Raw genomic sequence first — 20,195 nt, forward strand, 5'->3', positions numbered from 1 at the left:
CTATTCAACTCAAGGCTGTTGACTCAAGGGACTTACCCCAACTTTCAAGATAGCGATCCACAAAACAAAAAAGTCCGGCGAATTCGCCGGACTTTTTGGTGTTCGACCTTAAAGTGTGTTCTTGAAGATCTTACCATCTTTCATGATAAGGTCCATTTCCGTTAGGTGAGAACCATCTTTCTTGGCATCGTTACCTTCACCAAACCAAGTATCACGACCACCAACCAGTGTAATGTCTTCCAGTGGGTTACCGTCGATAAGTAGGATATCCGCGTATGCGCCCACTTCAATCACACCCAATTTTGCATCTGAGTATGGGTCAATCCATGGTTGCATTAGCTCGGCAGAGATACGACCCGATGTCGATGTCATTGCACGCAGCGCAGAGAAGTTACCGAACATATCTGCGTTCAACCAAATCTCATGAGCAATCTGCTTGGCACATGTATCTGCAACACCTACACAGTCTACGTTGAAGGCACGGCGATCAAACCCTGCATCTTCCGCGGCTTTCATCTCTTTCTGGTAGCTACCAAACGCCGCTTGTGCCGAAGCCAGCTTCTTCTGAATCAGAGGATCTTGTACCACTGGAATGGTCGCAAGATCTGGCGAGAATGCCGTGAGGTTTGTAGCAATGAATGCTCCCTCTTTATTAAACTTACCCGCCATCTCTGCTTTGAACATAAAGCCATGCTCTAAAGATTTCACACCTAGGTCGAGCGCTTGATGCATCGCTTGTTCGGAATAAACGTGCGTTGCAACGTAAGAACCATAAGATTCTGCGATTGCCACCGCGGCTTTCATCTCATCGTCTAGGTAAGAGTTGTACTGCCATGGGTCAAACTTCGAAGACACACCGCCCGATTGGAACACCTTAGTGAACTGAGCCCCCTGACGGTAGTTGTATCGAGCTTGTTCTTTGATCTCTTCAACACCATTCGCGTTGCTCATGATATTAAGGATTTCCAAGTTCTGTGGTGAATCTGTAAGACGACGAGACTGTAAACCAACATCGGCATGCGAACCGATAGGTGCAATTGGGGCGCCCGATGCGTAAATACGCGGTACTTCTTTTAGTCGACCGTCACGTTCCATATCGGTCCATGAACCATCAGCACCACCTACATCACGAATCGTACCGAAACCCATGTCTAAATACATTTCTGCGAACTCTTGGCCGTGGATAGCAATCTCTGTCCAGCGCATATCATCAGTACCTAGCAAACCTTTTGGAATGGTTAAGTGCATGTGCGCATCAATTAAGGCTGGCATCAGTGTACGACCTTCACCATCAATCACTTGGGCGTCTGCTGGAATGTCTGCCTCACCTTTGGTGATAGCGGTGATCTTATTATCTGTGACGACAACCGAGTGGTTCTTGTACAGTTTATTTTCAGTTCCGTTGAAAACATTAACGTTCTTAAATACAACAACTTGAGGCGCTTCTGCAGCGACTGGTGCCGTTTCCTGAACGGGCGCCGGAGCAGCGATTGAGTAAGCAGCTGTCATAGCTAAAGAAGCGGCAATCAGTGTTTTCTTGAACATAAAATACTCTCTTAGTTAGTAGTGGTGCTCTGAAATCTGACGCCATATTACCCACCAGAAGAAAGCGTTAATTGCCATTTGATGACACGCGATCAAGTTCGCTATTCGAACTATTTACAACCAACCGTAGAGAATGAAAATCGAACACATAAAGAAAAGCACCCTGCCGACTCATGCGTCTGTAGGGTGCCCTTACTTGCTATTTCAAACTTTAAATATGTTTGCTGACTAAGCTCTTTACTGACTAAGCTGCCCAAACTTAGGCAGACTATTCACAAACTTTTGGTGTACGTCCATATAGGTTTGCATATAGATCTCGTCGATGTGCTCGTTACTTGGGAAGCTCGATGAGAAATCAACATGTTTACGGTCAATCGACAACTTGGCGGCTTCGATAATGTGTGCAATGAACATGCGAGGATCTTCTAAACCAATCGAGATACGCATAGTCGTTGGCTTGATACCCGCCTCATTAAGTGCTTCGTCGCTCAATTCTGAGTGCGTGGTCAGTGCCGGACACAAGGCGACCGTGTTGGTTTGCCCAAGGCTTACTTGCATACCGATAGCGGGTTCAAGCATGTCGAAGAACTGCTTAAATCCATCTCGATTGATTGGTGCTCGATCGCCATTTCCTTCCATATCGATAGTAAATAGCGCGGCTGGCAACCCTAAGTACATGTTGTTCTGACAGTGGTCATAGTTATCACTGTCTGGCAAAGCAGGACACGACACATTAATGTCTGGGTGAGCATCAAAAATCTTTGCTAGTGTCAGCGTGTTAATGGTTTTCTGCACCACACGCATCTCATAGGTTTTCATGCCGTTGAGCACTTCAAACGCCTTGTCTGCATCTAAGAAGGCACCTTTTATGTAATACACATTCCAAAACAGGGTTTCGTTCCAAGGAATCGTCGTCTCATCGCTATTGGGTTTGGTGAAAGTGACCTCTTCCCCTTTTGGCACAAACATGGTTTCGTTGCGCCCAATCACAACACCTGCTGTGGTGGTGCCAGAACCGGCCAGCTCTTTGGTGTAGGAATGAATCACATAATCTGGCCTTTCCATCACATCATCACGCTTAAGTACTGGGTGTAACAGTGGCGTACCTACCGTCGAATCCACAATCACATCCCAACCACGAGAATGAGTCACCTTACTTATGTTGGCGACATCTAACACGTAGCCATGTGGGTTACACGGTGACTCAAGATAGACGTAGATCTTCTTACCTGCAGCGAGGCGGTCGGCATACTTGTGTGCGACCTCATCAAGACGAGTCGCAAACTCATCACCGGAATAACCATCCACCCACTCGACAGCAACATTGAGGTTCGAAGGCTTACCAAACCAATCTTCCAACAGTTGGTACGAACCGCCATAGATGTTGCGTGAAGCCAACACAATATCTTCATGCCCTAGCAAGTGACTGAGTAAGCCATCTATGGCCGCCATCCCAGAGTTAAAGTTCCACGCAAGATACTCGTTGGCTCTAGACCCTGCCTCAAGATCAACCATGTGGTTCGCCAGAGAAATTGAGGTTGGGTTCAGCAGTCGAGAGTAAATATCGTGAAGTGGCTCTTTACCGTTGAATGCATCTTCAATCCATTCGGTACAAGCAAACAGATAGGTCGCCGTGCGCGTAATCACCGGGCTGGCGGAAAAGATTGCCGCCACATTGTCGAAAATCGGATACGCGCCTTTGGAGGCGAAATTACCATTGTTAGTCGCAATAGATTGGTAGGTCGCACGCATTGGGTTTTGTAAGTTATCGAGGATCTTAGCGATCTGGAATGACAAGAAACGTTTGGCGTTAAACCAAGCAATACGGTCACTCTTATCCAGCTCTGAAAGGCCATCAACCGTCAAAGCCCAAAGATCGTGTGTTTTGGTATTGGCTTTGTACAGTGTCGTCGCCAATTCCACCAGCGTGGTACCGTAATCGCTGCTTGGATCAATACCAAAGTGTTTTGCTTGCTCAATGGCAAGAGCTTCTGCTTGTTCATGCTTAGTAGTTTTACGCAGTGGGCTAAGTTGAGTAGAAGTATTCATAATTGCTTAGTCATTCCATCCTTGTTGTACCTCCTTTAATTTTAGTGTTACATAGATGTTAAATATTGCTATTTACGAAGTAAGACATACACTTTGAGCAATAATATTGCCGAGTGTTGTTTGATATTGATGGAATATGCCAATGGATGAAATTGACAAAAAGATACTGGCTGAACTGCAAAGCAACGCACGACTCACCAACCAAGAGTTAGCCGACCGCGTAGCGCTTTCCCCCTCCCCTTGTTTACGCCGAGTACGAGCATTAGAAAAACAAGGGATCATTCGTGGCTATCACGCCAGTGTCGATCAGGAAGCGTGCGGCCTGCCCGTAAACGTGTTTGTGTTGGTAAAGCTTGAAAAACCAACTGAAGAGAACATGCGAGACTTTGAGCAGCACATTGAAGCGATTGATGAAGTGTTGGAGTGTTTTCTAATGACGGGGAATCACGACTACCTATTGCATGTGGTGAGTGAGTCTCTCAAAAGCTACGAGCAGTTTATTCGCAAACAGTTAACTCGCCTGCCCAATATTGCTTCGATTGAATCCAGCTTCGCCTTTGGACAGGTAAAGACAAAAACCAAATTACCAGTAAGGTAAGTAAATCCACTTTTATGAAAACTGAGGGACCATTTAGCCTTCTGTTTTTGCGATTGCCACAAGTTGCGTCACTTTGAGATCAATCTGTTCTACAACCTCTCTTACAAACTGGGTCCTTTCGCTCCCTGATAGCTCTAGGGCAGCAACCAGATTTGGGATAGCCCAATGGAGCCTATGGGGTACGTGAGAACAAATCACGTTGACGCATCCGACAAATAAGTTGCACTGCTCATTGCTCGATTGGTAACAAAGCGTAATCACATAATCGAATTTTTCATTGGTCTTCTTGTATTCAAATACAGTTTTACTCTCGCCTCTTATTGCAAGGTCAAGTACGTTAGACAGCTCGTCTAAGATAACTTGAGGGGTTTGTCCCGCCTCAAAACCAGAGCAGCTAGCTTGAATCATCCCGTTAGATTGCTGATCAACCATCGCCTTCGCGATAGCCGCTCTTACACCTTTCTTCACGCACACAAACAGAATTTTAATGGGAGTGGCATTCATGTTTAACATACCCCTTTCGTATTAGCGTTCGTATATTAAACATAGATATTTAAGCGCGTTTTTCAAATTCTCGGCTAACCAAGGGAAAAGAGAGTGGAGTAAGTCATCGCCTAGACTATTCGACAAAAAGGACAAACAAGCTCATAAACAAGATATCTATCCTATATTTTTCATATAACTCTGAAAAATAACATGGAAGTCATTTAAGCATGGCAAAGCTATCTTCAATTAGCCCCAAAGTGTTGCTTGTACTCTTTCTCTTGCTTACGTCTTTGACATACGGCGGTATTTCACTCTATTTGCTCTCTAGTTACAGCCAATCAACCGTCAAACAACTGCAAAGCGGTAACAGCAGCTTTGAGCTTGAATCGGCCAAAATTTTTATGGAGAAATACCTCGAGGTTGCAGAAGACCGCATCATTTTAGCTTCGCAATATCAAGGAGTCATCGACGCAGCATCAAGCTCAAATATAGAGAGCCTGTCATTCAATCTAGAGCGATTCAAGGGACAGAACCAATCAATGCAATTTGCCGTGCGAGATCGCACTGGTCAGTTGTTGTTTGAAGATACATTTCGTCACCCTGCATCAAAGCAAGAGCAAGCTATCTTTCAAGCAATTGCCAATCAAGAAGTCGACGATCGCATTCTGTACCTTTTGCACGATGACACCAATCATATTTGTATAAAACTATTTATGCCGTTACTTCAAGGCAGTGATTTCGTAGGCGTGCTATATGGTGAAACCGCTGTCGATTACGACGATTTCTTTGGTTCTTTTGTGACCAATCGAGAACGTTGGTACGAACTTAGCCAAGTCAGCCCACCGATCGCTTCTCTCATCGAACAAGATGACGCCCATACACACTCACATAGTCATGGTTCACACACACCAATTACCAATAAATACAGTGAGGAAGACTGGTTATTGACTCAAACGGCTTTAACAAGAGGAGACTTAGTATTAACCCAAGGGGTAAGCCGCTCATTTGTTACCGACCAGCTCTCAAGCTTACAGAAGGAACTGTTAAATGGGCTTTTGATCGTCTTAGCGCTCAGCTCTATTTTAGTGTTTTTTATCGGGCAAAAATTGTTCGTTAACCCTCATAAAGAATTGGCTGGTTCTAAAAAGCTACTAGAAGAATCCAACAAGCGGCTAGCAGAGCAAGAACGAGAAAGTCACCTTCTTGCCACAGTAGTCAAAACAGCCAGAGATGGCGTTGTGATAACTGATAGTAAAGGGCGTATAGAATGGGTAAACAGCGCTTTTGAACGAATGACAGGTTATCGCTTAGACTCTATCAAAGGGTTAAGACCAGGCTCATTTCTACAAGGTGAAGGGACTTCTGTTAGCACGGCAAATCGAATAGGTTCTGCAATTCAACAGGGGAACCAAGTTAAAGCGGAAATATTGAATTACGCGATCGACAAAACGCCCTACTGGATTGATATTGATATCGTACCTTTACGCAACGTTAAAGGTGACGTCGAACGCTTTATCGCCATTGAACGGGATATCACAGAATTTAAGCAGCTTGAGAAGGAATTAGAAGAACAAGCAAATAATGCACGCCAAGCCAATGATGCAAAATCACTATTCTTGGCGACAATGAGCCATGAAATTCGAACCCCGATGAATGGCTTACTGGGTATTCTACAGATGTTGGTTGAAGACTTGGAAAAAGCCGAGCAAAGAGAAGTTCTTCAGTTAGCCCTCGACTCAGGCGAGCACTTAATTGCCATTCTTAACGATATTCTAGACTTAGCCAAAATTGAGAATGACAGTCTAGAAATTGACCCACACTCATTCAAAATGTGCGATATCACCAACCCCGTATTAAACACTTATCAAACCTTGTGTTCAGAAAAAGGCATTGAGTTTTCTTTACTGGATAACAGCAATGCGTCCTCTGTCTACAGCGGTGATTCAGTTCGGATCCGACAAGTCATTCTAAATTTAGTTGGAAACGCATTGAAGTTTACAGCGAGTGGTTCAATTACTGTCAGTATCAACCCACTGGCTCACTCTGCGATGGAGTTTACGGTCGAAGACACAGGTATCGGTATCCCGGCAGAAAGACTGAGCTCAATCTTTAATGAGTTTGAGCAAGCAGATGTATCAACGACTCGACATTATGGTGGGACCGGACTTGGATTGGCCATTTGCCATAAGCTTGTGACCTTGATGAACGGCAAACTTACTGTACAAAGCGAGCTTGGTACGGGAAGCAAGTTCAGCTTTGTTATTAACCTACCATCCATTAAGGCTGAAGATGATAAGCAATTAATAACAGAGCAAGTCGATCTGTCTCCATTTAAGATCCTCGTAACAGATGACAACAAAATGAACCTTATCATCGCCAAAGGATTCTTAGATAAATTAAACGTTGAGTGTGTTACCTGTAATAGTGGCTTCGAGGCTTTAACACACTTAGAAACAGGTCGTTTCAACCTAGTCATTATCGATAACCATATGCCGAAAATGAATGGGTTAGAAACGGTTCGAAAAATACGACAAGCTGGACATGATGATCTTGTAATCTTTGGCTGGACTGCCGATATCATGCAAACATCAACCACAGCTTTCATTGAGGCAGGTGCAAATGAAGTGTTAACGAAACCACTGATTAAGTCAGACTTAGTGGAAGCCCTTTCTCGTTACCTTAACCAAATCAAATCCATAGATAGAGCAAGCTAGGCATATAGACAGAAATGCCAAGCATGCAGCGCAAAACCTAATAGCGCTTAAAGTAAAACGAGCCAATTTTTTATAACTGGATCGTTTTCTCATAAGCTTATTTTTCATAAAATTTTTCTAATAAATGACGCGGCAATCTTTCACTTCATTGGATAGAAGGCATTGGATAATCCTCTCCAATCATGCATACCAGTGCCCCACCAAAAGCGTTGTCGTAACGTATTTTCCCTGTCGCATCCGAGTTTTCTTCGCTCATATTACCGTCCACAATCCGATTGATTTCTTGCGCCACTTGGGTTGGCACCAACCAAATACAAGCAGCAAGGGAACAGGCTGATGACGACGCATTACAACCAGTCTCCGAGCTTCCTCGAACCCATCGACTCCCCTTTTCCTTAATCAGTAATTGGGTTGCTATGTAATCTGGGTGGTCGATGTACTGATCACCACCAATCCACGTATCGTCATAAGGTAAGTACGGCCCTTGCCATGTTGGTAAGTTCGGGTTCTCAATTAAGTGATTGATATTTAGGTAGCCGAAGCTCGGGTCTGTATCGGAAGTGATTGGCGGCAAAGAACCATTATCATGGGAATATTGCTCAGCGGCATCTAAAGCCGTATTCAATTGCCCGATTAAAAATTTAGCCTCATCAACACGGGACATGCTATTACCGAACTGATGATAGATATAAAAAGCGACAACGAGAAGGACCAAGCTAAACGACGCGAGCTTCCACTTTTTCATCTGACGTAACCGTTTCAACATGTTTTTCTGTCTCTCATCTTAAAGGCGGTTGCCCAGTTTAGCCTGTGCCAAATGATACCCTCTGTCTATCATCTCTTGTGAGCGGTCAAACTCTAAGGTACCGCAAGCATTGCGAGGTATCTCAAGCGTAATATCAGCAGGATAAGCAGCCAGTTTTTGACGAGCAATGGTCGATTGCATCGCATCAAATGCTTGGTTTGCGATGTCATAAGCTACAAAGTTAAAGCTCATTTTACTTTTTACGCTACTACCGAGATTATCGATAAAGTGGACGACCTTATCGTGCAAATTGCCCTCTTTCGCAGGTAAAGAAACAGGGGGCACTTCTTGTTGTACCATTTCAGGTTCACCACCTAAATTCACCGCCAGAGTAACGTCTGTATTGTCCCCAAAGGTAGGCGCAATCGGTACAGGGTTAAGTACACCACCATCAATAAGTTCTTCGCCATTAATGACATGGGGAGTGAAAAACAGTGGCAAAGAGATAGAAGCACGAATCGCATCAAACAGAGAGCCCGATTTAAGCCAAACCTCTTTCTCATCCGCAACGTTGGCTGCAACCGCAGTATATGGGATTGGCAAATCTTCAATTGCAATCTCACCGATCAACTCGCGCAGTGTATCGATGATCTTATCCCCTTTGAATATACCACTCGATTGCCACGAAAAATCCAACATCATCGCCATATCTGACTGGTCAATACTGGTGACCCACTCTTCAAATTCATCCAACTTACCCGCAGCGTAAACACCACCAATAAGTGCGCCAATTGAACAACCAGAGATAGATTTTATCTGGTAGCCATGTTCGATTAGCCAGCGGATAACGCCAACATGCACCAAGCCTCTTGCACCACCACTACCAAGTACCAATGAGATCGTTTTTGCCATCGTACTCACCCTTTAACTTCATTTACTCGTTAATTTCTTCAACAAAATCATATCACTTAGTGTAACCGTACGCAGGTTAATGCTCTGAAAAATGCTCATCTGTACACCTAAAAATAAGACACCCAACTCAATTAAGGTTACTTTTTGTTCATTTTTTCTTGCTAAAAAGGTAGAAAAGTTTATAGTATTTTCTAACTAAAGTTGAGAACCGATATGTCATTACAAAAAAAACAACCCAAAGTATCGCTGAACATTAAAATTCCATCAGAGTTAGATTTTCGCCTAAAACGAGCGAGAAAAGCAGCGCGTGAGCAGGGCTTAATGTTCAACGTATCTCAAGAAGTTGAAAAGTTTCTTGAGAAGGAAATAAAGAAAGTGGAACACCAGTTATCAATCGATGAAGAGATCAAGAATAACCTCGAGGATCTTGGTGGGCTAAATATAGATAAAATGATGAAATCGATGGATTAACTCAAATACGAACATCTGTTGATTCAATTGAATTACAAACGACAAACAAAGCGTGGAGATAAATATGGGCACAATAATTGGACTGTTAATTTTGGCTGGTATCAGTGTATTCCTGAAGCGTCAAACGGGACTTCACTTGCATGAGTGGATTGCGAAAAAATACAAGGAATCTCAAGACAAAAAATAATGGATTCTCAAAGCAATGACATAATTCATTATGTTATTCATCAGGCGTACAAAATACTGGTACCGAACATAGAGCAAAATGGTATCAAGCGTTAGTTGCAAAGGTGTGTACTATCCGTACTGCCAACCTATTCGAGTTTAGACATGCTAGCTCTACAATTCTCAAAAAACTAAGGCATCGTGACCACGAGGCCTTAGTTTTCCTACCTGACCATTACAACCGCCCTACTTAACCGCTTCCATCAACCTTGTGTTGAACGGCTGTGGTTATTCTAGTTGCTTTAGCATTGAGAAGTGGGCAGAACCTTCAATGTAAGTACTTTGATTCTCGATTAGAGCCGCTATTGATTCTGTAACTTATGGAACCCATTAATTCGCTGATGGAGCTCCGTTCCCATAGTCAGAGATACCGATAGGCTAATCAAAGCAATCACCGCTCCTGTAACAAACACCCATTGATAACCAGACATCCAAATTATTCCCAACAAAAATGGCAAGAACACAGCTGCAATATGATTAATGGTGAACGACAGACTCGCCGTTGAAGCCACTTCATTTTCCCTAATTGTCTTTTTAAAGTAGGCATTTAAAGCAATCGCAAAACTAAAAATAATGCTATCGACAACATACAGCCCTGCCGCCGCATAATGATCATCCACAAATGCGTAGCATAAGAACACCAACACCAACGCAGCGTACTCAATGATCAGCGCTAACTTCTCGCCTACTCTATCGATTAAGCGCCCAACATAAGGCAAAGCAAACGTCGCAGCTAAGCTAGAGACCATAAACAGCGCGGCCATCATCGGGACGGTATAATGAAACTTGGTCACCATCAGTAAGCCAGCAAATGCCACAAAGATTTGTCTTCTTGCCCCACTCAAAAAGGTCAAAATGTAATAGGTTGTGTACTCACGCCGTATAACGAGTTTGGTGTGTTGCTTAACTTCTGTGGGAGTATCTCGAAACGTGATTAAATAAACCGCCAGAGAGAAACATATTAGGCCACAAGTAAAGAAGATGACCTTATCTGAAACGTCAAACAGATAACTCGCGACCATAATACCGAGAAAAGTCACCATGGAGAAAAATGACGCGGCAGAGCGAATCTTTCCCATTGATTCACTAAAATTCTCAGTTGCCAGCAATTGAGTTGAGAGTGATTTGTTTACTGCTTCTAGATAATGGAAACCAATAGACATGATCGTCGTGCTGAAATAGAAACCATAAATCGAAGGCAAATATCCAGTCACTGCAACCCCTAACCCTAATGTGGCAACCGACAATACCGCGACTCTCTGTTCTGACGCGATAAACAACAGAAACAGCACGGTAAATGAGAGCAAACCAGGAATTTCCCTAACGCTCTGCAGTACACCCACATCAGCCCCAGTCATACCAACAGTGTCGACAGCGAAGTTGTTCATCACAACTCGCCACCCCGTATTCGCTATCACCGATGCAATAGCGATAATAACCAACATCGCGAATGAGCTCCGCGATGTTAAAAGTCTAAGCCAGAGAGTTATTTAAGCCGCCGATTCTAAAAGGAAGTCTTGAATATGATCACGCATGAATAAAGCCGCTATTAGTTTTCCGTTCATATTCAGATCCTCAAAAATAATGTTGTGTTCCTAGTTCAGTGCGATATGCAACTAATACCGAGAACACAGAGACAATACAGATCGTTAACAAATTGTTACACGATCACTTTTAGAATGTTATTTTTTGGGATTGATACGTATTCAGATAACTTTTAATTATTTGAGAAACTCATTTGAAGTGGTTATTTGTCGCAGGAGAGAAAGGAATACAGATTCAGTATCTATGAGGTCAGCTTGTTTATTTTAGCGCTTGACCAAAATCCTCTAATTTCTCTTTCACAAACTCAATAAAGAGCTGCGACTTCAACGGTAGGTGTTGTTTACTTTGATAAACCAATAACATGCTTCGCTGCTGTGGGATCCATTCAGGTAGGATAAATTCAACGTTGTCTCTTACTTGCTGATGTCTGAACAACGAAGCGGGCAAATAAGCGATACCAGCATGATTGAGAACGAATTGTTGAGTGACATTAAAGTCATCACAGATAACACCATTCGTCTCACCGATATCCGCTACCTCACCCTCGTATTCAAATCGCCAAGGTAGGAAGTAGCCATCAACATGATTTCTTAGCAATTGATGCTGATAAAGATCATTTGGATGATTAATTGCCCCCTTACGCTTCAAATAATCTCTACTTGCTACAAGAACATAGCGAACAGGAGAGAGTGTGAGAGCAATCATCGACGAATCGTGCAAAGGGCCAAGGCGAAATGCAAAATCGATATTCTGTTTAGTGAGATCTTGAAAGCGATTCGATGAGGAGAGATTAATCGTAATACTTGGGTATCGTCGCTGAAACTCAGCAAGCATTGGGGCTAGAATGTCCTGGCTAAATGCATGTGGAGCAGTGATCACCAAGGTCCCTTTGGGCTGTGATGAGAACTCTTCCGCTTCACTGTAGAGTTCAAAAACCGTATCGGCGATCAGCTGGGCTTTCGGTAAAACTTGCTGACCTAGCTCAGTCAGCGATAGCGCCCGAGTCGAACGGTTAAGCAGCTTACCGCCTAGCTCTGATTCTAATTGTTGGATCTTACGGCTGACCGTTGTTGTCGGAACATTGAGTTCACGCGCCGCCTGAGCAAAACTGCCCAACTCTACGACCTTCGCTAATAGTAGTAACGACGATATCTCTTTCATCTGCCCTCTTCAACTCATCCCATATATGGGATATTGAAACTCAAATTAACCATCTAATCAACATTAATGGGATTAGCTATAGTTTCTTCATACCAACGACAGTGCTCGACACAACACACGAATAAGAGGTTTGAGATGGATATTTTAATTCTAGGCGCAACAGGTAACACTGGCTCAGAGGTTGTACGTCAACTCAAAGAAGCAAAGCAAGAGTTTGCCATTATGGCTCGAAACAATGGCGCAGCTGAAAAGTTAGGTTTAGAAGAGTCTCAACTGCGTATCGCAACTTTTGACGATGTGGCTGCAATGATCAAAGCAATGTCTGGTATGAAAAAGATCTACGTTGCGATGCCAGCAAGCCCAAGCAATGAGCAATGGACTGAAAATGTAGTTACAGCAGCAAAAACCTCGGGTGTTGAGCATATTGTGAAGCTTTCTGGCATGGGTGCAAAAGCGGATGCCGGTTCCGAGATCATTCGTACTCACGTAATAACCGATGACATCGTTAAAGCTTCTGGCATTGCCTACACCATTGTTCAGCCTAACTCGTTCTTCCAAAACCTGTACGGTAGTCTAGCCACCATTAACAGTATGGGTCAGTTCTTCTTACCACTTGCTGATGCAAAACAGAGCGTGATCGATATTCGTGATGTCGCGGCGGTTGTCATTGCTGCACTGACTAAATCAGGACATGAGAATCAGACCTACTTAATTTCAGGCCCAGAAGCACTAACCTTTGCACAGCAAGCTGAGATCTTAAGCGCAGCAGCAGGCAAAACCATTCAGTATGTGAACGTTCCACAACAAGCAGCAGAATCGGCAATGAAAGAAGCTGGAATGGATGATTGGACAGCAGAAAAACTGGCAGAGATCCTCGCATGGTTTGGTGAAGGCCACTACGCAGAAGTTACTAATACTGTTGAGCAAGTAACCGGTAACAAACCACGTAACTTCACAGACTTCGCGGCGGAGTTTGCTCACGCAGTAAAGTAGCATTTCTCTGAAAAAGGCTTTAAACAAAATAACGCCAGGCTTAATAACTAAGCTTGGCGTTATTTATATTAAATCGACTAGCGATAAGTGCTCGCACTACACTCTTTCATTCTGCCAGTTACTTAACAATTGGTAATTGCAGGTAGCTGTTATACTCACCACCAAATTTTAAGAGAATATTCCCTTCATTAACGGTTTTAGCATGCTTAGCCTTTTTCGAGTTAATGTCGTGTTGTGACACCACCAAACTCAGCACCTCTCCAGCTTTAAACTTCACACTCGTTGGTGATAAAGCGACATCCAATTGAACCACTTCACCTTGCTTTAACTTCTTTGGGTTCGTAAATGTGTACTCAGGTAGAGAATCGGTAGAAAACTCACTATCTAACTGGCGTTGAGAAGCTCGCAGCATACCAAAGGTAAATCCACCATCATCTGAGCCAAAGATCGGGAAGTTGATTTTATTGCCATTGGCATCCAATTTCTCCGCTTCGATAAAGATATCTAAATCATCCCCTTGTGTGGTTTCAACGAATAACTGCGCTTTCACCTGACCCGTTATTTCAGTATCTTGCGTAAATGTATAGTTGAAGCGGGCTGGCTGCTCATCAGTGATAACTACCTGCTCAACTTGATTAGCCGTCGTTTCGACAAGTGTATTAGCATTTACATAAAACTTTTTGTATTGCGTATTAGGTAGTGGGAATGACTCTGCGTACTTCTCTTCACCAAGGTAGTAAGAATCCATTAGCTCATAACGCAATTGAGGCGTTTTCTCCCAATCATTATCTTTCCCTTTCAAGAAGTGGTCAGCAAACTCAAGCATGCGGTTCTGCGCTCCCCACGTGTAATACTGTTCCCACTTTTTACGACCCGTGATCTCAAGCCATTTCTCTTCAGAAGCAATACGCTCAAATGCTTTGATGGTTCCCGATAAATGAAGACCATTGTCGCTCCATGCAGCGCCGATATAGGCTGGCACCGTGATCTTAGATAAGTCTGCCACTTGCTGAGCATAAACATCATTGTAGACCGGGTTATTTTGTTGATAGCTCAGTGCATCTGGTAATGCCGCGCTCGCGTTACCTGTGATGATTTTTCCATACCAGTAGCTAAAGAAGTTGGTTTCTTGAATACCACCTGTATACATCATGTCACGGTAAATATTAGACATACCGTGCCAAGGCATAATTGCTTTAAGATGCGGAGGATTCATCGCGGCAACTTTCCATTGGTTCATCGCAAGGTATGACACGCCAGAAGTTGAAACAGCACCGTTACTCCATTCTTGCGTTCCAGCCCATTCAATGACGTCGTAGTAGTCTTTTGCTTCTTGGTTTGTAAATAGAGAGAACTGGCCTTCACTGTTATTCATTCCAGTCGTATCAACAACAAGCAAAGCATAACCATTAGGAACCCAAAACTTAGGGTCTAAAGCTTCATAGGCTGCATATTCTGAAGCATCGATGATGCCGTCTTCAGGCCCATAATGAGGCTCTTTATCTTTGCCATAAGGAGTCATTGTCACGATAACTGGGTATTCACCCTCTGTCGTTGGTTTAAATAGATTCCCTTTCAAGGTATATCCAGCACTCGTTTTGATCGCTACATCCTTAGTCATATCAACACCAGCATAGATCTCTTCTGCAAATGTCACTGGTGCAATGACTGAAGCCGTAACCGCTGATAAAATAGCTTTTTTCATTTAATTTTCTCCAACTGCTTATTGTCACCCCTGGTTGACATTGAGCTTAATAATAAGCACGTGGAAAAAATGTCAACCTAAGGTGACAAATTGAAAGTTAATTTGGATAAGAGCAATATCAAAGGCCTAGTGACTGACCTCTACTTTATGATGGAGGGGGATATGCGAGCGGTTTTGGATGAAACGGAATTTGCCAGCATTCGGCCAGCCGATGGTAAAGTGTTTATGATGATCTCACGTCAAGTCATTAGCTTGAGTGAATATGCAAAAATGTCTGGAATTTCAAGGCAGTCTATTCATAAATCTCTATTAAGACTGGTTGATTTTGGGGTTATAGAGTTGGTTCAGGCTCCAAACAGTAAGCGCGACAAGGTGCCTGTAGTCACAGAAAAAGGCCAAGAACTTCATGCCATTCTGTTTGGTATTTTGCATGACATTGAACAAAAGCAAATTGCTAAAGTAGGAAAAGAGCGATTCGAAGCATTTAAATCAACATTAATGATGTTAGTTGATAAGTCGTAAGTCGTTACTCCCCACTTTGAACCCGCCCCCTTCTTCGCTGTTCCCAACAAAAGGCCTCGTACACACGAGGCCCTTGTTTTTTAATCTAACGATTATAAGTATCCTAGCTCTCCCGCTCTGTGTCGTCCTTGGCGCAAGCCACTCAAGCTAATATTTGGACTAGGTTACTAAAAGTATACTAATTGTAATGAATTTCCAGGTCACTAATATATACCGCAAGCCACCAGCACAAAGGTGTATCAATCAAATTTTGCGGAGTAACACATCATGAGTAACGTTCTTATCATCAATGCGCACGAACCATCACCATTTTCAGAAGGTAAACTTAACGCCTCTTTGGTAGATAAAGCTGTGACACTATTAGAGCAAAAAGGTCATTCAGTTCGTGTTGTCACCATGCAAGAGGAATGGGTTGTTGATGAACAGCTAGCACACTTTGAATGGGCAGACCGCGTAATTCTACAATCGCCGGTAAACTGGATGACGATCCCTTGGTCTTTTAAGAAATATATGGATGAAGTCTTCACAGCAGGTATGGGTGGTGCGTTGTGTGCTTTTGATGGTCGCAGTGCAGAAGAACCGACCAAAAACTATGGTACGGGTGGTACTCGTACTAATACCAAGTACATGCTTTCACTAACATTTAATGCACCAAAAGAGTCTTTTAATGATCAAGATGAATTCCTATTCCAAGGTAAAGGTGTAGATGATTTGATGTTCCATATGCACGCTAACTTCCGTTTCTTCGGGATGTCTGCATTACCGACTTTTGCTTGCTATGACGTGATGAAAAATAGCGATATCGAAAGTGATTTTGCTCGTTTTGAAGCACACCTAGACGAACAGTTTTAGTTGAAGGCTCCTGTGTTGCGTTGTTAATTTCATTACTGCGAACTTAATTCAATTGGCACGCAGTGCTACTATGACGTAAGACTAAAACCAGATAATTGTGGCTTCTTTCAACGAATGAGTCCCGCTATCTGGTTTCTTGATTAGTGAGGTTGTATGAAAGCAAGAGTGGAAGTTGACCCAAAAGGGCGTAAAAGCGTTGTCGGTGCCTGCGGTGAGCCTTGTGCGATAGAAAAAGGCATGCGAATCTTAGGTTCAAAATGGAAAGGTTCAATCATCTACCATCTGAAAGATGGCCCGGTGAGGTTTAATGATCTTTCAAGAATGTTGGGGGGAGCCAGCAAGAAGATGGTTGACCAGCGCCTAAAAGAACTAGAAAGTGAAAATATGGTCATACGTCGCGTGCTCAATGACAAGCCACTCGCAGTAAGCTACGAGCTAACAGAATTCGGAGAGAGCGCCCTAACGATTCTCGATGAATTGAGAAAGTGGTCTGAAAGTAACAATATTAGACTGAAATAGCGCTAACTAACACAATCACTAAACAACCTATAAAAAAGGCAACCTATTAGGTTGCCTTTTTCGTTCTATCTTGGAGGCTGAAGACTCAGTAGTCTAATGTGCCTCGGATTGGATAGTGATTATTTGGATCACGGATCCACGCTAAACCGCGAGTTAATGCGCCAAGCTCTGGTCTTACAAAAGGGTTGTTTGATAGGTCAACGACATGGACATTACCGTGCTCATTAACCACAAATAGCCCCGGCTCTGCAAAGTTATGGTCCGTTTCTGCTTCAGAGCGCGGTAGAGAAATATAAAGCCCTAACGCCTTCATTTGTTGCTCACTTAACCCATAAGCAATCGGGAAACTGATATCGAGCTTCTCTAAATGCTGCTCCAGTTGCTGTTTAGAATCGCCAGAAACAGCTAAAATATCAACGCCCGCATCACTGAAGGCCTGTTTATAGGTCTCGATTTCATTTAGATATTTAGTACAAAGTGGGCAATGTTTACCTCGATAAACAAACACCGCTTGCCATGTTGCATCGCCTTGAGGCTTACCCAATGTAACGCTAGTCCCATCCAAAGTTGTTGCTTCTAACGTTGGAAAAGCATCACCTGCTTTGAGTTTCTGTGAATATGTCATCTCGTATCCTTAGGTCGAATCCATAAGTTATTCATTCAAAAGGTAAGACACTATGAGACGAGTTTCAACCAGTATACTTTTAGTAACCTAACTCAGAGACTCACAACCAATTATCTTGTTCATTGCAGGTTGGTCTAAACTCCTAAATAAACAATAGAATGGCATCATGAGGAAACATTGATGGGAAGCGATATTCAAATAAAGCTAGAACGACCACGGGTAGAGTTACTACTTGAGCGTTATAAGGAACAGATTGGGAAAGATTATCTTGGTTATCGTAACCACGTGTATAGAACAATCACTTACGCAATGCACTTTCTAGATTATGATGAACAGTTTGAAAAGTTAGTCGAAACCGCATTTGTCTATCACGATATCGGCCTATGGACTGACCATGAACTCGCTTACCTTGAACCATCAGAAGCCGTGGCATTAAATGACAATGAACAGGAGAATTGGGGATTAAACCCTGATGCTTTACAAGGCGCTATTCACTGGCATCACAAAATAACACCTTACAAAGGCCCACATGAAAAAGTGATAGAAGCTTGCCGAAAGGCTGATTGGATTGATGCATCAAAAGGAATGGTTAAAAAAGGGCTCGCTAAGTCCATGATTGCAGAAGTAGAACAAGCTTTCCCAAATCATGGATTTCATAACACGTTATTAAGGTTAGCGAAAGACTACGGTGGTTCGACTTTGATTGGTGGCATTAAAGTGACTCGTGGCATTGTAAAACTTTAACTTCCTAATAAAGGACAGGTTAGATTTCGTTATTTACCCTGAATCATTCGCGTATTTTTCCAGTTCTTGGTTCACACCCTACATTCAACTCCCCATTTAAAACTAAGGCCTCACAAACGCGAGGCCTCAGTTTTTATCAAACAATTACAACCATATACGTGGTACCACACAGAAGCTAGAAAACGCCATTTTCGTTTTCGATGTCTCCACCTCTGATTAGCGGCAATCATCAACAAGAAATTAAGCAGGCTCGAAAAGCCTACGACGAAAAAAGTTAGCTTTATCCGTGGTTCGTTTCACCAAAAGCCACCTTTTTAAGCGAGACCAACACTTAAACCCATATACCACCATATTTCGACCGAGAACGAAGTATCAATAAATCTGTTCGTTAGAATGATTCTATCAATTCAAATATATTAAAGAGAAAAATATGATTGCTGTTATTTTTGAGGTTCAAATTGCTGAAGGTAAAACGGCAGAGTACTTAGATATCGCCAATGAAATAAAATCACAATTAGCTGAAATAAAGGGGTTTATTTCCGTTGAGCGTTTTCAAAGTCTTACCAATGAAGGTAAAGTTCTTTCTCTGTCATTTTGGGAAAATGAAGAATCCATTCAAGAATGGCGTGCATTGGAATCACATAGATTTGCACAATCTAAAGGGCGTGGTGGCGTATTTAACGACTACCGACTGAGAGTCGCAGGTGTCATGAGAGATTATGGTATGAACCATCGCTCTGAAGCCCCTAAAGATAGCATCGAAGCTCATGGGTAATATGACGAATTGATAATCGTCACGAGCCAAGATACATTGAAAGTACCAATTAACGACATAGGCAGCCAAGAGTTTGAGCAAGCAAAATAACCTTTCCGTTGTATCAGAAAGTTATAGTCAAGAAACAGACATGGCAGCACTCGCTGCTGCTATGTCCGACTCTTCTAGAATGAAGATTCTATGTGCTCTTATGGACGGAAGAGCTTGGACAGCAACAGAACTGAGCGCTGTTGCGGACATTTCCGCATCCACAACCAGTTCGCACCTATCGCGTTTAGTCAAAGCAAACCTATTGATGAGCTTATCTCAGGGACGGCATCGATACTTTAGGTTGTATAACCAGAGTATCGCATCATTGTTAGAAAGTATGATGGGTGTGACTTTTCAAACAAGTAACCCTTCGCGATCAAAAGTGCCAGAAGAACTTCTAAAAGCAAGAACTTGCTATGATCACTTAGCTGGAGACATCGCAGTAAAGCTATATGACTCACTCGTTTCAAATGGTTGGCTTGAGAGTGATGGAAGTGATCTAACATCGAAGGGGAAAGAGAAGTTTCTAAAGCTCGGTGTTTGTCTTAAAGCAAAAACCAAACGCAAGAAATGCTGCCCATGCTTGGACTGGAGTGAACGAAAGTACCACCTTGGTGGGTTCTTAGGAGCATCGTTACTCGAGTTTCTCGAAATGCATCATTGGATAGAACGAGTCCCAGGATACCGTGAAGTAATCATTACACCTAAAGGACATCAAGAACTAAGTCGTCACTTTCAGATTAGTAAATAGAAACCTCCCCCTCTAGCTCCCCCTCAAATCAAGCCAGCCGATCTCTTGAGATATACGTTCGAGGGGGAGAACATTCTTTGTCGCTCAATGTATCTCAGCACACATAACGATCGGTATTCAGTTCCTCCCCTTGCCCACTATCAACAAGAGACTGAAAATGTAAATGACCAATCTGACACTTACAGAAAATGTAAGTTGTCATCAAACCTTAAGCATTAGAGTAAAAAC

At 42.9% G+C, this 20,195-nt stretch carries 19 protein-coding genes; 10 read left to right on the top strand and 9 right to left on the bottom strand.

The window, feature by feature from the left end:
- Positions 1 to 108: 108 nt before the first annotated feature.
- Positions 109 to 1,545, bottom strand: a complete 1,437-nt coding sequence (locus L0991_06945; protein XGB63801.1) for an amidohydrolase family protein — start codon at positions 1,543 to 1,545, stop codon at positions 109 to 111.
- 237 nt (positions 1,546 to 1,782) lie between these two features.
- Positions 1,783 to 3,594 carry a PLP-dependent transferase gene (locus L0991_06950; GenBank protein XGB63802.1) on the bottom strand — a complete coding sequence of 604 codons (1,812 nt, stop codon included), beginning with the start codon at positions 3,592 to 3,594 and terminating at the stop codon, positions 1,783 to 1,785.
- Between the two features lie 142 nt (positions 3,595 to 3,736).
- Between L0991_06950 and L0991_06955 the strand changes: the two genes are divergently transcribed.
- Positions 3,737 to 4,192 carry an Lrp/AsnC family transcriptional regulator gene (locus tag L0991_06955; protein ID XGB63803.1) on the top strand — a complete coding sequence of 152 codons (456 nt, stop codon included), beginning with the start codon at positions 3,737 to 3,739 and terminating at the stop codon, positions 4,190 to 4,192.
- A gap of 33 nt (positions 4,193 to 4,225) precedes the next feature.
- On the opposite strand, the gene L0991_06960 is transcribed toward L0991_06955, so the two are convergent.
- A complete protein-coding gene (locus L0991_06960) occupies positions 4,226 to 4,696 on the bottom strand; it encodes a hypothetical protein (GenBank protein XGB63804.1) in 471 nt (156 codons plus the stop codon).
- A 209-nt stretch (positions 4,697 to 4,905) separates the two neighbouring features.
- Between L0991_06960 and L0991_06965 the strand changes: the two genes are divergently transcribed.
- Positions 4,906 to 7,392 carry an ATP-binding protein gene (locus L0991_06965; protein ID XGB63805.1) on the top strand — a complete coding sequence of 829 codons (2,487 nt, stop codon included), beginning with the start codon at positions 4,906 to 4,908 and terminating at the stop codon, positions 7,390 to 7,392.
- A gap of 145 nt (positions 7,393 to 7,537) precedes the next feature.
- On the opposite strand, the gene L0991_06970 is transcribed toward L0991_06965, so the two are convergent.
- Together L0991_06970 and L0991_06975 are read right to left on the bottom strand one after the other, a co-directional pair.
- Entirely contained in the window at positions 7,538 to 8,158 is a 621-nt protein-coding gene (locus tag L0991_06970; protein XGB63806.1) for a type II secretion system protein, read from the bottom strand.
- 18 nt (positions 8,159 to 8,176) lie between these two features.
- A complete protein-coding gene (locus L0991_06975; GenBank protein ID XGB63807.1) occupies positions 8,177 to 9,049 on the bottom strand; it encodes a patatin-like phospholipase family protein in 873 nt (290 codons plus the stop codon).
- Between the two features lie 213 nt (positions 9,050 to 9,262).
- Here L0991_06975 and L0991_06980 point away from each other — a divergent pair, with 213 nt between their 5' ends.
- On the top strand, positions 9,263 to 9,520 hold the full coding sequence (locus tag L0991_06980) for a hypothetical protein (protein ID XGB63808.1): 258 nt from the start codon (positions 9,263 to 9,265) through the stop codon (positions 9,518 to 9,520).
- Positions 9,521 to 10,047: 527 nt separating this feature from the next.
- Here L0991_06980 and L0991_06985 read toward each other — a convergent pair.
- A complete protein-coding gene (locus L0991_06985; GenBank protein ID XGB63809.1) occupies positions 10,048 to 11,190 on the bottom strand; it encodes an MFS transporter in 1,143 nt (380 codons plus the stop codon).
- A gap of 358 nt (positions 11,191 to 11,548) precedes the next feature.
- Positions 11,549 to 12,451: a LysR family transcriptional regulator gene (locus L0991_06990; protein XGB63810.1), complete on the bottom strand. Its 903-nt coding sequence runs from the start codon at positions 12,449 to 12,451 to the stop codon at positions 11,549 to 11,551.
- A gap of 135 nt (positions 12,452 to 12,586) precedes the next feature.
- Here L0991_06990 and L0991_06995 point away from each other — a divergent pair, with 135 nt between their 5' ends.
- Positions 12,587 to 13,444, top strand: coding sequence for an SDR family oxidoreductase (locus L0991_06995; GenBank protein ID XGB63811.1), 858 nt, complete (start codon positions 12,587 to 12,589; stop codon positions 13,442 to 13,444).
- A 118-nt stretch (positions 13,445 to 13,562) separates the two neighbouring features.
- On the opposite strand, the gene L0991_07000 is transcribed toward L0991_06995, so the two are convergent.
- Complete coding sequence (locus L0991_07000) at positions 13,563 to 15,149, bottom strand: CocE/NonD family hydrolase (GenBank protein XGB63812.1); 1,587 nt, start codon at positions 15,147 to 15,149, stop codon at positions 13,563 to 13,565.
- A 90-nt stretch (positions 15,150 to 15,239) separates the two neighbouring features.
- Here L0991_07000 and L0991_07005 point away from each other — a divergent pair, with 90 nt between their 5' ends.
- The 3 genes from L0991_07005 (at position 15,240) to L0991_07015 (ending at position 17,042) form a co-directional block, all read left to right on the top strand.
- On the top strand, positions 15,240 to 15,671 hold the full coding sequence (locus L0991_07005) for a MarR family winged helix-turn-helix transcriptional regulator (protein ID XGB63813.1): 432 nt from the start codon (positions 15,240 to 15,242) through the stop codon (positions 15,669 to 15,671).
- Positions 15,672 to 15,938: 267 nt separating this feature from the next.
- Complete coding sequence (locus L0991_07010; protein ID XGB63814.1) at positions 15,939 to 16,523, top strand: NAD(P)H-dependent oxidoreductase; 585 nt, start codon at positions 15,939 to 15,941, stop codon at positions 16,521 to 16,523.
- A gap of 153 nt (positions 16,524 to 16,676) precedes the next feature.
- The gene (locus L0991_07015; protein ID XGB63815.1) at positions 16,677 to 17,042 is read left to right on the top strand and encodes a helix-turn-helix transcriptional regulator; all 366 of its coding nucleotides are present in this window, start codon (positions 16,677 to 16,679) and stop codon (positions 17,040 to 17,042) included.
- An 85-nt stretch (positions 17,043 to 17,127) separates the two neighbouring features.
- Here the strand turns inward: L0991_07015 and L0991_07020 are convergent, their stop codons facing one another.
- Positions 17,128 to 17,667: a peroxiredoxin family protein gene (locus L0991_07020; protein ID XGB63816.1), complete on the bottom strand. Its 540-nt coding sequence runs from the start codon at positions 17,665 to 17,667 to the stop codon at positions 17,128 to 17,130.
- A gap of 180 nt (positions 17,668 to 17,847) precedes the next feature.
- On the opposite strand from L0991_07020, the gene L0991_07025 reads away from it, so the two are divergent.
- The 3 genes from L0991_07025 to L0991_07035 all read left to right on the top strand — a co-directional run bounded on the left by L0991_07025 (position 17,848) and on the right by L0991_07035 (position 19,967).
- The gene (locus tag L0991_07025) at positions 17,848 to 18,411 is read left to right on the top strand and encodes a phosphohydrolase (GenBank protein XGB63817.1); all 564 of its coding nucleotides are present in this window, start codon (positions 17,848 to 17,850) and stop codon (positions 18,409 to 18,411) included.
- 430 nt (positions 18,412 to 18,841) lie between these two features.
- On the top strand, positions 18,842 to 19,186 hold the full coding sequence (locus tag L0991_07030; protein ID XGB63818.1) for an antibiotic biosynthesis monooxygenase: 345 nt from the start codon (positions 18,842 to 18,844) through the stop codon (positions 19,184 to 19,186).
- A 73-nt stretch (positions 19,187 to 19,259) separates the two neighbouring features.
- Entirely contained in the window at positions 19,260 to 19,967 is a 708-nt protein-coding gene (locus tag L0991_07035) for a winged helix-turn-helix domain-containing protein (protein ID XGB63819.1), read from the top strand.
- Positions 19,968 to 20,195: the final 228 nt, after the last annotated feature.

It is taken from the genome of Vibrio chagasii, from assembly GCA_041879415.1.
Lineage (GTDB): Bacteria > Pseudomonadota > Gammaproteobacteria > Enterobacterales > Vibrionaceae > Vibrio.